The 12,664-nt window shown below is 72.2% G+C and carries 10 protein-coding genes; 1 reads left to right on the top strand and 9 read right to left on the bottom strand.

Going from position 1 to position 12,664, the window contains the following annotated elements; translation table 11 throughout:
• Positions 1 to 150: 150 nt before the first annotated feature.
• Entirely contained in the window at positions 151 to 2,376 is a 2,226-nt protein-coding gene (gene glgX / locus ACFE7W_RS06825) for a glycogen debranching protein GlgX (RefSeq protein WP_375423994.1), read from the top strand.
• Between the two features lie 186 nt (positions 2,377 to 2,562).
• Here the strand turns inward: glgX and ACFE7W_RS06830 are convergent, their stop codons facing one another.
• The 9 genes from ACFE7W_RS06830 to ACFE7W_RS06870 form a co-directional block, all read right to left on the bottom strand.
• Entirely contained in the window at positions 2,563 to 4,542 is a 1,980-nt protein-coding gene (locus tag ACFE7W_RS06830) for an amino acid transporter (RefSeq protein ID WP_375423995.1), read from the bottom strand.
• Positions 4,543 to 4,769: 227 nt separating this feature from the next.
• Positions 4,770 to 5,879 (bottom strand): MSMEG_0565 family glycosyltransferase, encoded by a 1,110-nt coding sequence (locus ACFE7W_RS06835; protein WP_375423996.1) that lies wholly within the window; start codon positions 5,877 to 5,879, stop codon positions 4,770 to 4,772.
• 26 nt (positions 5,880 to 5,905) lie between these two features.
• Positions 5,906 to 6,757 (bottom strand): carbon-nitrogen hydrolase family protein, encoded by an 852-nt coding sequence (locus tag ACFE7W_RS06840; protein WP_375423997.1) that lies wholly within the window; start codon positions 6,755 to 6,757, stop codon positions 5,906 to 5,908.
• A gap of 155 nt (positions 6,758 to 6,912) precedes the next feature.
• Positions 6,913 to 8,250 (bottom strand): MSMEG_0569 family flavin-dependent oxidoreductase, encoded by a 1,338-nt coding sequence (locus ACFE7W_RS06845; protein ID WP_375423998.1) that lies wholly within the window; start codon positions 8,248 to 8,250, stop codon positions 6,913 to 6,915.
• Complete coding sequence (locus tag ACFE7W_RS06850) at positions 8,247 to 8,540, bottom strand: MSMEG_0570 family nitrogen starvation response protein (RefSeq protein ID WP_375423999.1); 294 nt, start codon at positions 8,538 to 8,540, stop codon at positions 8,247 to 8,249. The genes ACFE7W_RS06845 and ACFE7W_RS06850 overlap by 4 nt, the downstream gene beginning before the upstream one ends.
• A complete protein-coding gene (locus ACFE7W_RS06855) occupies positions 8,533 to 9,450 on the bottom strand; it encodes a carbon-nitrogen hydrolase family protein (RefSeq protein ID WP_375424000.1) in 918 nt (305 codons plus the stop codon). Before ACFE7W_RS06855 ends, ACFE7W_RS06850 begins: the two co-directional genes overlap by 8 nt.
• Entirely contained in the window at positions 9,447 to 10,868 is a 1,422-nt protein-coding gene (locus ACFE7W_RS06860) for an MSMEG_0567/sll0787 family protein (protein ID WP_375424001.1), read from the bottom strand. The genes ACFE7W_RS06855 and ACFE7W_RS06860 overlap by 4 nt, the downstream gene beginning before the upstream one ends.
• Before the next feature lie 13 nt (positions 10,869 to 10,881).
• Positions 10,882 to 11,934 (bottom strand): MSMEG_0568 family radical SAM protein, encoded by a 1,053-nt coding sequence (locus ACFE7W_RS06865; protein ID WP_375424002.1) that lies wholly within the window; start codon positions 11,932 to 11,934, stop codon positions 10,882 to 10,884.
• A gap of 31 nt (positions 11,935 to 11,965) precedes the next feature.
• Entirely contained in the window at positions 11,966 to 12,490 is a 525-nt protein-coding gene (locus ACFE7W_RS06870) for an MSMEG_0572/Sll0783 family nitrogen starvation response protein (RefSeq protein WP_375424003.1), read from the bottom strand.
• Positions 12,491 to 12,664: the final 174 nt, after the last annotated feature.

The following is a 12,664-nucleotide window of genomic DNA, read 5'->3' on the forward strand; positions in this document are numbered from 1 at the left end:
CCCAGGCGGAGCCCCCCGTCCGCCGGTTGAGCCGGCGCGGCCCGGGGTAACCCGTGGGCGCGGGCCCAGGCCTGCGATGACGCTGAACCGACCGACGCTTCGACAACCAGCTCTGACACCACACTGCTCGACACAGATACGAGGTTCCACATGGACATCTGGCCCGGAAGGCCCTATCCCCTCGGGGCGACCTACGACGGCACCGGAGTCAACTTCGCCCTGTTCTCCGAGGTCGCGGAACGGGTCGAGCTCTGCCTCATCGACGACGCCGGCGCCGAGACCCGCCACGAGCTCGTCGAGGTCGACGGCTACGTCTGGCACGCCTACGTCCCCGGCGTCCACCCCGGCCAGCGGTACGGGTTCCGCGTGCACGGACCCTACGACCCGGCGAACGGGCACCGCTGCAACCCCGCGAAGCTCCTGCTCAGCCCGTACGCGAAGGCCATCGAGGGCCAGATCGACGGTGACGAGTCGCTCTTCTCCTACCGCTTCGGCAAGCCGGACGCCTTCAACGACGACGACTCCCTCGGCCACAACATGCTCTCGGTGGTGACCAACCCGTTCTTCGACTGGGGTCACGACCGGCCGCCGCGGCACCAGTACCACGAGAGCGTCATCTACGAGATGCACGTCAAGGGTCTGACGATGACCCACCCCGACGTCCCCGACGACGTCCGGGGCACCTACGCCGCCATCGGCCACCCGGCGATCATCGAGTACCTGACCAATCTCGGCGTCACCGCCGTCGAGCTGCTGCCCGTCCACCAGTTCGTCAACGACTCGCACCTGGTCGACCAGGGCCTCAGCAACTACTGGGGCTACAACACCATCGGCTTCATGGCGCCGCACAACGGCTACGCGGCGGACACCGCGAACGGCCAGCAGACCACCGAGTTCAAGGCGATGGTGAAGGCGCTGCACGCGGCCAACATCGAGGTCATCCTCGACGTGGTCTACAACCACACCGCCGAGGGCAACGAGCGCGGGCCGACGATCGCGTTCCGCGGGATCGACAACGCGGCCTACTACCGGCTGGTGGATGAGGACAAGTCGCACTACTACGACACCACGGGCACCGGCAACAGCCTGCTGATGCGCAACCCGCACGTGCTGCAGCTGATCATGGACTCGCTGCGCTACTGGGTCCTGGACATGCACGTCGACGGCTTCCGCTTCGACCTCGCGGCCACCCTGGCCCGGCAGTTCCACGAGGTCGACAAGCTGTCCGCGTTCTTCGACATCATCCAGCAGGACCCGGTGATCTCCCAGGTCAAGCTGATCGCCGAGCCCTGGGACCTCGGTGACGGCGGCTACCAGGTGGGCAACTTCCCGCCGCTGTGGACGGAGTGGAACGGCAAGTACCGCGACACCGTCCGCGACTTCTGGCGCGGCGAGCCGGCCGCGCTGGGGGAGTTCGCCTCCCGGATCACCGGCTCCAGCGACCTGTACGCCCACTCCGACCGGCGCCCGACGGCCTCGATCAACTTCATCGTCGCCCACGACGGCTTCACCTTGCGTGACCTCGTCTCCTACAACGAGAAGCACAACGAGGCGAACGGGGAGAACGGGAACGACGGCGAGAGCCACAACCGCTCCTGGAACTGCGGGACCGAAGGCGAGACCGACGACGCGGCCGTCAAGGCACTGCGGCTGCGGCAGCAGCGCAACTTCATCACGACCCTGATGGTCAGCCAGGGTGTGCCGATGCTGGCCCACGGTGACGAGCTGGGGCGCACCCAGCGGGGCAACAACAACGTCTACGCCCAGGACAACGAGCTGGCGTGGGTGGACTGGGACCTCGACGAGGACCAGCAGGGGCTGTTGAGGTTCACCTCGGCCGCCATCGCGCTGCGGCAGGCCCATCCGGTGCTGCGCCGTCGCCGGTTCTTCGCCGGCGACGCCAGCCACGGTGGCCAGAGCGAGCTGGGCGACATCGTCTGGCTGCGGCCTGACGGCACCGAGATGGACGACAGCGACTGGTCAACCGGGTACGCCCAGAGCCTGATGGTGTTCCTGAACGGCGACGCCATCCCCGAGTCCGACGACATGGGCCGTCGGATCACCGACGAGCACTTCCTGCTCATGTTCAACGCCTCCGGCAGCGACATCGACTTCCGGGTGCCGCCCGCGCCCTTCGGCGACCACTGGGTACTCCGTCTGGAGACCGCCGACGGTACGGTCGGCCCGGCCGACGTCAAGCCCTGGGACGCCCTGACCGAGCACGCAGTCCCGGCGCACTCGATGGTGGTCCTGTCCACCGTCGTGGTGCCCGACGAGGAGCGGGAAGCCGCCGAAGGCCGGGCCCGCGAGGCCGCCCGGGTCGCCGCCAAGAAGTCGGAGAACCCGCGGAGTTCGAGGGCCAAGAAGAAGGCCTGACCGGTGTTCACTGTCCTCGCTTCGCTCGGACGTGGATGGGGCTCTGGCCCGCCTACTTCGTCGTGGCCGTTGAACGGAAAAGCGTGTTCACCGCCTCCTCCTCAGCACGGCGGCGCCCCATCCCTGGCCGTCAGGTCCGACTTCTCGGCCTGACAGCCGGAGATGGGCCAGCCCCCTCAGGCCTCCTCAGCCCACGTGGACGTGGGGGCGGCGGTCGCGGTCGGGCTCGGCCTGGCGGAGCACCTCCCGGGTGACCGGGGCGACCTCGCCGCTGCCGAAGAGCAGGAAACGGGTCAGGTTGGTCAGCGGGCTGCCCTCGGTCCACTCGAAGTAGATGTGGGGCTGGCGGCCGGTTCGGTCCCGGATGTCCAGCAGCAGGGCGGCGAGGGCGTTCGGCACGGTGGAGCTGGTGGCGGTGAGGACGCGGTAACGGCCGTGCATCACCTCCCCGCGTACCTCCAGCGTCGTCTCGAAGTCGGAGGCGTCGGCCACGGTGAGCTCGACGAAGAGCACGTCGGACTCATCGGTGAGGTCGTTGTCGCGGAGCACCTGGCGCAGTTTGTCGCTGTACTCGGCCCGGTCGCGCAGGTCGGGCTCGTTCGGCACGATCCGGATGGTCCGGCGGGCGCAGTCGCGGACGAAGCGCTCGGCCGTCGGGTCGAGCACGACCTCGTCCACCCGCAGCTCGAAGGCCCGGGACAGTCGGGAGATGAGGGAGACGGCGAGGATCGCGGCGATGAACACCGCGGCGATCTTCACCCCGTCCGGCCGCTCCACCACGTTCGCGCCGGTGGTGTAGACGAAGATCAGCGAGACCACGGCGAACGCGACGGTCTGGAACCGCTGACCCGCCCGTCGCGCGGCCAGCGTCACGGCGATGGAGGCCGAGGTGATCAGCACCAGCACCCCGGTCGCGTACGCGCCGCCCTGGGCGTCGACGTCGGCGTCGAAGATGATCGTGATGATGAAGGCGGCCGTCATCAGCACCAGGACCAGCGGCCGGACGGCACGGGTCCAGTGCGGGGCCATCCCGTACCGGGGCAGGTAGCGCGGGATCAGGTTGAGCAGCCCGGCCATGGCCGAGGCACCGGCGAACCACAGGATCGCGATGGTCGAGGCGTCGTAGACGCTGCCGAAGATGCTGCCCAGGTACTCGTGCGCCAGGTAGGCCAGGGCGCGCCCGTTGGCGGGCCCGCCGGGTTGGAAGTCCGCTGCCGGGATCAGCAGCGTGGTGACCAGGCTCGAGGTGACGAGGAAGACGCTCATGGTGAGGGCAGCGGCGGTCAGCAGCCGCTTGGCCCCGCGGATGCGGAACGCGGGCTTGACCGGGTCGTCGTCGGGAGCGCCGTCGATGTGCGGCATCACCGCGACGCCGGTCTCGAAGCCGGACAGGCCGAGGGCCAGCTTGGGGAACACGACCAGGGCGACGACCACGACCATGAGGGGGTTCGAGTGGGCTGTGGTCAGTGCCGTCTGCCAGTCGGCGAAGTGGTGCGGCACGGTGACCAGCCGGTACAGGCCGACGCCGATGACCACCACGTTGAGGCTCAGGTAGACCGCCACCAGGGCGACGGCGATGCCGATCGCCTCGCTGAAGCCCTTGAGGAACACCGCACCCAGCAGCGCCAGCAGTGCCAGCGTGATGGCCAGCTCGTGGCCCTCGAAGATGCTGCTGAGGCGGGGGTTCTGGGCCAGGTGGGCCGACGCGTCGGCCGCCGACAGCGTCATGGTGATGATGAAGTCGGTCGCGGCGAAGCCCAGCAGCACCAGCACGAAGACCTTGCCGCCCCAGAACGACAGCAGGTGCTCCAGCATGGCGATCGAGCCCTCGCCGCGGGGGCTCTCCTCCGCGACGCGTCGGTAGACCGGCAGCGCACCCAGCAGGGTCAGCGCCACCAGTACGAGGGTCGCGATCGGTGAGACGGCGCCGGCGGCGAGCGCGGCGATGCCGGGCTGGTAGCCCAGGGTGGAGAAGTAGTCGACTCCCGTCAGGCACATCACCCGCCACCACGAGTGCGTCTTCTCGGTGGACTCGGGGTGGGCGTGCGGACCGGGGTGACCGCGGGAGCGGTCGGCCAGGCCCTCGAGCAGCCAGGCCCGGACGGGGCTGCGCCGGGGGGCGGCGGGCCCGATCGCGGTGGCGCCCTCGCGGGCCGTGGTGGTCATGGTGCTCCTGTGCCGGTCAGCCGTTCGGGTGCAGTCGAAAACGGTACCCGTGGCCGGCGTCGAGAGCCCGGCCGTCGGCGTCAAGAACGCGTCAAGGACGTGTGACACGCCCTGCGCTTGTCGAAGGACAGGCTGGAGACGCGCCCTGAGCTTGTCGAAGGCCCCGAAGGGGTTGCGCTGGCCGTCGGGTAAGGCCCCGCAGGGGTTGCGCTGGCCGTCGGGAAGACCTAGCGCAACCTCTTCGAGGCCTTCGACAAGCTCAGGGCGCGGGGGTAGAAGTCCAGATGAGCCTTGGCCGCGGCTCGCCAGGTGTGGCGGGCGGCAAAGGCCGCGCCGCCCGGTAGCGGTCCCTCGGCCAGGGCGGTCCGCAGGGCGGCGGCGATGCCGGCAGGGTCGCGGCCGTAGCGGACGTGCGGTCCGAAGACCTCGGTCAGCACGGGCAGGTCGCGGGCCACCACCGGGACCCCGGCGGCCAGAGCCTCCATCGCCGCCAGCCCGAAGCCTTCCTTCGTGGAGACGAAGCCCAGTGCCGCGCAGCCCGCGACCAGGGCGGGCAGCCGCTCGTGGTCGACCGGGCCCAGCACCTGCGGGGCGACGCCCAGCTCGACCGCGCGCGCCTCGAACGCGTCCCGGTACCCCCGGTAGTCGAACAGCGTCTCGCCACCGGCGACCACCAGCCGCAGCTCGGGCGCGCCCGGCCGGACGAGCGCGTACGCCTCCAACAGGTCGATCGTGCCCTTGCGGGGCTCGATCCCTCCGACGGCCAAGAGGTACGCAGCCCCGATCTCGGCCCGCCACGCCGCCTGGCCGCCCTGGTCAGCGGCCGCGGCGTTGAACCGCTGCGCCTCCACCCCGTTCCCGATCACGGTCGGCCGTAGTCCCCAGCCCTGCTCGACCTCCCGGGCGACGGCGGCGGACACGCAGATCCGGGCGAACGGCTCGACGACCGCCCGCTCATGGCAGGCGGCGAGCTCGGGGGTGGTGAAGGTGTCGAGGTGGTGGATGGTCCGGATGCAGGGTCCGGCGGCGTTCGCGCTGATGCAGTCCTGGGCGTGCACCACGTCGTAGGAGCTCCGCTCCGGAGCGAAGCCGGCCCCGAGCACCGAAATCGAGCGCAGGATCCGGTCCCCTACGTCCTCGCCCTCGACGCCGGGGAAGTCGACCACCCGGACGGTCACCGCCTCGGCCACCGGCCGGAAGAAGGCGGCGTCCCCGCCGCGTCCGAGCGTCCAGACCGTCACCTCGGCCCCCAGCTCGGCCAGGGCCTCGGCGAGCGCGAGCGTGTGCACCACCCCGCCGCGGGGCTTCGTCGAGTAGGTGAGGAGCGCGACCCTCAACGCATCCGTGGCCGGCGACCGGGGGCTCACCGGTGGGCGGCCGGGTCGGGCTGGAGCGCGTAGGCGGCCGGACGGCGCTCGGCCAGGTGGTGCAGTACCCGGCGGGCGCGCTCGATCTCCGCCTCGACGTCCAGGTCGGCCCGGGCCAGCGCGCCCTTGGACCAGGTCCGCGACAGCACGTCGCCGCCGGGGCCGACCACCTTGGCCTGGCCGAGGAAGCGCAGGTCGCCGTAGACCCCGGTCTGGTTGGCCGAGGCCAGCACCACCTGGTTCTCCGCGGCCCGGGCGGCGTCGTAGAGGTCGAACAGCCGCGACTGCCGGTCCTCGGTGATCCGGGCGGCGCGGTTGGTGACGCTGGCCGGCCAGGCCGAGAGGGCGGCGATGATCCGGGCGCCGTCGAGAGCGAGGGTGCGGGCGGCTTCGGGGAACGTGAGGTCGTAGTCGATCAGCAGGCCGATCCGGCCGACGGGGGAGTCGAAGGCGGCGAAGGAGTCCCCGGCCGCGTAGGCGAAGTGCTCCCCGGCCGGCTGGTGCACCTTACGGTGGTGCCCCAGCACGCCGTCCCCGCTGACGCAGACGGCCGCGTTGTAGCGCAGTCCGTCGGCAGCCTCGCAGAAGCCGACGCACAGGGTCATCGACCCGGCCAGCCGGACCAGGTCGGCCACCATCGCCGACTCGAGGCCGAAGCTCGGCGGCAGGTCGTCGAGCCCGGGGTGGCGCAGGTCGGGGATGTACCCCCCGACTGTCGCGCCGGGCAGCACCAGCAGGTCCAGCCCGTCCCGGCGGGCGCTCTCGACGATCCCGGCCAGCTTGGCCATCGTCCGCTCCACGTCGCGGCCGAAGTGGGCCGCGACGGCCCCGATCCTGGTGATGGGCATGGGCGGAGCCTCTCGGGAGTGAGGAGCGGTTCCGGATGACGCGCTCGCCTGGAACGACGCCGGACTGCGTCACCCGGAACCGGGACGAACGAGCGAGATCTGGCGGAGGCCAGGACCGCGGAGCGCGGAGCGCGACAGACGAACACAACCATGCCTCAGGGTAGGGAGGCGCCGGCCGCCAGGACGGGCTCCCGCTCGGCACTGGGCGCACGAGGGTCGGCGCGACGCTGGACGAGGTGGTCGACAACATGGGCCGCGTCCCGCTGCACGCTGGCGAAGCGGCCCGAGCCCCAGGTGTGGAGCCAGGGCAGGCCCAGGAAGTACAGCCCGTCGACTGCCGTCACCCCGCGCTGGTGGCAGGGCTGGCCCTCGCCGTCGAAGACGGGGACGCCCAGCCAGCGGAAGTTGCTGGTGAAGCCCACCGCCCAGACGACCGAGGTGACGCCCTCGACGGTCAGGTCGAGCTCGGTGGACTCGACCTCGGGCCGCCACACGGGGGTGTACCGGGCCTCGGTCGGCGCGGCGATCCGGTGCCGGTCGATGTGGGCGTCGATCGCGTCCTTGATGGAGTCGGCCACCGCGTCGGCCGCGTCGAGGGAGGCCTCCAGCGTGGGGGCGAGCTGCAGGCGGCCGCCCTCGCCGCCGGTCAGCCGACCGTGGAGCCGCATCCCCTCCAGCGCGAAGGCGCGCAGGTCGATGTCGCGGCCGCCGTCGCGGCCGGTCAGGTAGTGGTTGGTCTTCTCCCGCGCGGCCAGCCCGCCGGGCTGGTTCTCCACGGCGACGTCGTAGGTGCCCATCTCCTCCAGCCAGGCCACGCAGTCCCGACCCCGGTAGAAGCGGGCGCAGCGCGGGGCCGAGCCGACGACGAGGTGGACCTGCCGCCCCTCCAGGTGCAGGTCCTCGGCAATCTGGGCGCCGGACTGGCCGGTACCCACCACCAGCACCGCGCCCTCGGGCAGGGCCGCCGCGCTGCGGTACCGCGAGGAGTGCAGCTGAACGATGTCGGCCGGCAGCCGCTCGGCCAGCCGCGGGATCCTGGGGTCGTGGTAGCCGCCGGTGGCCACGATGACGTGGTCGGCGCTGAGCACGGCCCGCTGGCCCTTCGAGGAGCTGACGGAGACCACGAACCCTCCGTCCCGGCCCTGCCGCAGCGAGGTGACGGTGGTGTGCTCGTAGAGCGGCGCGTCGACGCGGGCGACGTAGTCGGCGAGGTAGGCCACCACCTGGTCGCGGGTCATGAAGCCGTCCGGGTCGTCCCCGGGGTAGGGGTGGCCCGGCAGCCGGCACTGCCAGTTGGGCGTGACCAGGGTGAAGTTGTCCCAGCGGCTGTCCGACCACTCGTGGGCCGCGGTCTGCCGTTCCAGCACGACGTGCTCGACACCCTGTTGACGCAGGTGCCAGCTGGCCGCGAGTCCGGCCTGGCCGGCTCCCACCACGACGACGGAGACGTGCCGGCCGTGCAGCGCGGCGGCGACCCTCCCGGACGCGCTCACGCGGCACCCCGCCGGGGCGTGAGCCGCTCGACCAGGACCTCGCCGCCGGGGTAGCGGGCGGCGACCGCCTCGATCTCGGCCAGCGAGGCGGCGGCCCGGCCACAGGGGAAGCCGTAGCGGGCCTCGACGCGAGCACTCGCCGTCCGCAGGGCCTCGCCTGAGCGGCGGACGAAGTCGGCGACCGGGTACCAGGCGCCGGCGTCCAGGTGCTCGGAGACGACCAGCGAGGGGGAGTAGCTGGCCAGCCGGTGCCCGTCGGGCCAGCGGCTGACGAAGGTGAGCTCAGGCATACGAGGGCTCGGCGGTCAGCTGGGGCGCGGGCTGGTAGTCCCCGAGGACGGTGTCCAGCCGGTAGGCGCTCGGCCGGCGGTCGCGCAGGGCGTACATGCCGCCGCGGGTGGCGGCCAGCTCGCGCTGGACGTCGACGGTGGCCGTGGCCAGCCCGGGTCCGACTCCGGTCTCGGCCAGCACGTCCCCGCCCGGGCCGACGACCTTGGCGTTGCCGACGAAGCGCAGCGAGCCGAAGGTGCCGGACTGGTTGGAGGCCAGCCAGACCACCTGGTTGTCCAGCGCGCGGGCCTGGTCGTAGAGGTCGAAGCGCTTCTTCCAGCGGTCGTCCTCGAGGTTGGCCGCGGTGGCGGTCCGGGCCGCCGGCCAGGCCGACAGCGCGGCGATGATCTCGGCGCCGTCCAGGGCCAGCGTCCGGGACGCCTCGGGGAAGGCCTTGTCGTAGCAGATCAGCATGCCGATCCGGCCGACGGGGGAGTCGAAGGCGGCGAAGGAGTCGCTGGCGGCGTAGCAGAGGTTCTCCCCGAGCGGCTGGTGCACCTTGCGGTGGGTGGCCAGCACGCCGTCGCCGGTGAGGGCGACCGCGGTGTTGTAGGTGACGGCTTCGGCAGCCGACTCCCTGATGCCGAGCAGCACGGTCAGGTCGCCGGCCAGGTCGGCGACCCGGCGGAGCTCGGGCCCGTCCAGCTCGAGCGCCGGCGGGAGGTTGCGGGACCGGCGGGCGCGGGTCTCCTCGTCGTCGGAGGCGTTGCCGAGGCTGGGCAGGTAGCCGCCGAGGCAGGCCTCGGGAAGCACCAGCAGGTCGGAGCCGACGTCGCGCGCGTCGGCGACCAGGCCGGCGATGGTGGCGTACGCCTCGTCGAGGTCGCGGCCGAAGGCGGCGGAGGCGGCGGTCAACGTGTACGTGGTCATGCGGGTCCTAGTCCTGTGACGTCGGGGGAGAGGGCGGCGGTGCAGCGGCCGTCGGGCCAGCGCAGCGACACCCCGGGGGTGGTGGTCAGATCACCGCAGGACCGCGAGACGGCCGGGCCCGCAGGGGCGGGAGCGGCGTCGGCGCGGTCGGCGGTGATCATGGCGAAGCCGGGGAAGCAGGTGAGCCAGTCGCCCATGGAGGCTCCGGTGGGAAGGGGGACCTCGGCGACGTCGAGGGTGGCGCCGCAGCCACTGGCCTCGGCGAGCATGCCGAGGGTGCCGACCAGGCCGGCCATGCTGACGTCCTTGGCGGCGGCGGGAGCGGTCCGGGCGACGAACGAGCCCATGGTCTGGAGCTCCTCGGTGCTGCGGTCGCTCGAGGAGTCCCACTGCTGCCCGCGGTAGCCCCGGCGCCAGCCCCCGCCCAGGTCCGTGGTCACGCTGAGCCGGTGACCGGGGCGGCCGCCGCCGGCCGGAACGGGCGTCGAGGTCCGGCCCAGCGCGGTGACCGAGAGCGAGGCCGGCACACCCAGGGAGGTGTGGCCGCCCAGCACCGGCACCTGCCAACGTCGGCTCGCGGCCGCCAGCCCGTTCACGATCCGGGTGGCGAAGGAGCGGTCGCGGGCTCCGAAGGTGTCGAGCAGACCGACGGGCTCGGCGCCCATCGCCGCCAGGTCGTTGACGTTGACCAGCACGGCGCACCAGCCCGCCCACTCCGGGTCTCGCTCGACCATCGAGGGGAGGATCGCGTCGGCCGCCGCGACCAGGTCGATGCCGGGGACAGGGGCCCCGTCGTCGCCGCGGAAGCCGTCGCCGCCCAGCCCGTACGGCTGGAGCCCGAACGGCGCCAGGGTCGCGCCGAGCGGGGCCTTGGTGCGGGCGGCCAGCCGCGCGATGCGGTCCACCGGCCAGGTCATCAGCTGGTGCGGCCGGCCGTAGCGCTCCTCCTCGGCGAGTAGGGTCCAGCCGAGCCGGCGGAACAGGGACGCGTTCTGGGCCTGGACGGAGGCGTCGAAGCGCAGCACGCCCTCGGACTCCGCGTGCGCGCAGGCGGCCCGGACCAGCGCCGACCCCACGCCGGCCGCGTGGCCGCGGGCTCCCGGGTGCACGGCGAGCCGGCTACCGGTCCACCAGCCGAGGTCGCGGCCCGCGGTCTGAGAGGAGGCGGGAGCCAGCCGGACGGTGCCGACCACCTCGCCCGCCGGGTCCCGGGCCAGCAGCGTGATGGCCCGGTCGTCGGCGTCGCTGTCGTCGGTGTCGTGGCCGGCGAACAGTCCCTGCTCGAGCACGAAGGTCTCGTGCCGCAGCCGACGGGCGGCAATGTGCTCGCTGGCGGACTCCGCGCGGACCACGGTGACCGCGGCGGGCGCCGCGGTCGGCCGGTGCCGGGTCAGCACCTCCACATCGAACACGGGCACGTCGAAGGTCACCTCAGGCGCCCGCGTTCTTGAGGGTGCTGCAGGCGCCGCAGGCTGCGCAGCCGGCCCGCTGGCCGGCCGAGGTCATGCCGGCGGCGATCAGCGACCGGGCGACCCGGCGGGTCACGTCCTCGAGCATCGCCGGCTCGGGTGCCCGGGCACCGTCGGCCATGGCCAGCGTGCCGACCAGAGGCCTGAAGGGGACGACGAACGGGTAGACGCCCAGGGCGATCAGGTCCTCGGCGCCGGCCACCAGTTCGTCGGGGTCCTCTCCGAGCCCGACGAGCAGGTACGTCGAGACCTGGTTGCGGCCGAAGACACGGACCGCCTCGGTCCACGCTGCGCGGTACTCGGCCAGGGTGACACTGGACTTGCCCGGCATCCATCGTCGGCGGACGTCGTCGTCGAGGGACTCGACGTGGATGCCGATCGACTCAGCACCCGCCTCGTGCAGCTCCGTGATGGTGGCGAGGTCGCCGGGCGGCTCGCACTGGACCTGGATCGGCAGCCAGGGGACGGCGGCCTTGACGGCCCGGACGCAGCGGGCGAGGTGGGTGGCGCCGCGGTCCTTCGCCGCGGAGGTGCCGGTGGTCATCACCATCGAGGTCACCCCGTCCAGGGCGACGGCTGCCGCCGCGACCTCGGCGATCTCCGCCGGCCGCTTGACCGCGACGGTGGCACCGGCGGCGAGCGAGGCCTCGATCGCGCAGAACCGGCAGCGCTGGTCCTCGGCGTAGCGGACACAGGTCTGCACGACCGTGGTGGCCAGCACGTTGCTGCTGTGCAGGCGGGCGATCTGCTCGTAGCGGACGCCGCCGGCCGTGGTCAGGTCGTAGAAGTGCGGTCGGTCGATCGTCTCGACGTCCAGGCCGATGTCGGCGCCGTCGAGGGTGATCCGGTCCCGCTCGAGCAGGTACGGGCTGGTGTCGTTGATCGGGATCGCCGCGCCGAGGCCGTCGATCAGCAGGTGCTTGTCGTCGCTGGGCCCGGCGCCGGCGACCCGGCTCACGGGGGCCCGGCCGCGCACGCCCAGGATCGAGAGGTCGACCCGGGTGCTCACGCTCATGGTTGCTCCTGCGCTCCGGCCGCGACCGGGCTCAGACCATGTAGGTGGAGTTGATGATCGCGCCCTTGTTGGCGTAGTGGATGACCGCGTCCTGCACGTCGAGCGGGTGGCAGGGGATGACGCCCTCGATCAGGTCCTCCTCGCGGCCGCCGTGCAGGGCCAGGCCGAAGCGGCAGCAGAAGACGGTGCCGCCCTCGCCGATGAAGGTGGCGATCGAGTCGTTCAGGTTCTGCTCGCCAGGGAAGGCGGAGTCGCCGGTGGTCGGGAAGCCGCGGGTGGACAGGCAGTTGATCGAGCCCGGGCCGTAGAAGTAGAGCGCCGACTCGAAGCCCTTGCGTAGCGCCCGGGTGGCCTGCAGGACGGCCACGAAGCTGACCGAGGACTCGTGGGCGATGCCGTGCACGAGCGTCAGGTAGGACTGTCCCTCCGAGGCCTGGTAGTCGGGAAAGATCTTCGTCCCGCCGTAGATGCTCGAGCCCTTGGGCAGCGAGGGGTGCGGGATCTCGTTGATCGACTTCTCGATGTTGGCGGTGATGGTCTCGTCGAACTGGGGCATGGCGGAGCTCCTTCAGCAGTGGGTGGTGGGTCGGCCGGTGCGGTGCCGTGCGACATGTTCCGCAGCGGCGCCCAGCGAGCGGAGAGAGAGAACGGGGCCGATGCGGATCGGCGGCGTACATCCATTGTTGGGCCGGGCCGGTTTCCGGCTGGTTACAGCCGGAACAAGGCGGCG

It is taken from the genome of uncultured Friedmanniella sp. (assembly GCF_964244285.1).
GTDB lineage: Bacteria > Actinomycetota > Actinomycetes > Propionibacteriales > Propionibacteriaceae > Microlunatus.

Bases quoted from the DNA above. Each gene is read 5' to 3' on its own strand.
- glgX (WP_375423994.1), top strand. From the start codon at position 151: ATGGACATCTGGCCCGGAAGGCCCTATCCCCTCGGGGCGACCTACGAC.
- ACFE7W_RS06830 (WP_375423995.1), bottom strand. From the start codon at position 4,542: ATGACCACCACGGCCCGCGAGGGCGCCACCGCGATCGGGCCCGCCGCC.
- ACFE7W_RS06840 (WP_375423997.1), bottom strand. From the start codon at position 6,757: ATGCCCATCACCAGGATCGGGGCCGTCGCGGCCCACTTCGGCCGCGAC.
- ACFE7W_RS06850 (WP_375423999.1), bottom strand. From the start codon at position 8,540: ATGCCTGAGCTCACCTTCGTCAGCCGCTGGCCCGACGGGCACCGGCTG.
- ACFE7W_RS06855 (WP_375424000.1), bottom strand. From the start codon at position 9,450: ATGACCACGTACACGTTGACCGCCGCCTCCGCCGCCTTCGGCCGCGAC.
- ACFE7W_RS06865 (WP_375424002.1), bottom strand. From the start codon at position 11,934: ATGAGCGTGAGCACCCGGGTCGACCTCTCGATCCTGGGCGTGCGCGGC.
- ACFE7W_RS06870 (WP_375424003.1), bottom strand. From the start codon at position 12,490: ATGCCCCAGTTCGACGAGACCATCACCGCCAACATCGAGAAGTCGATC.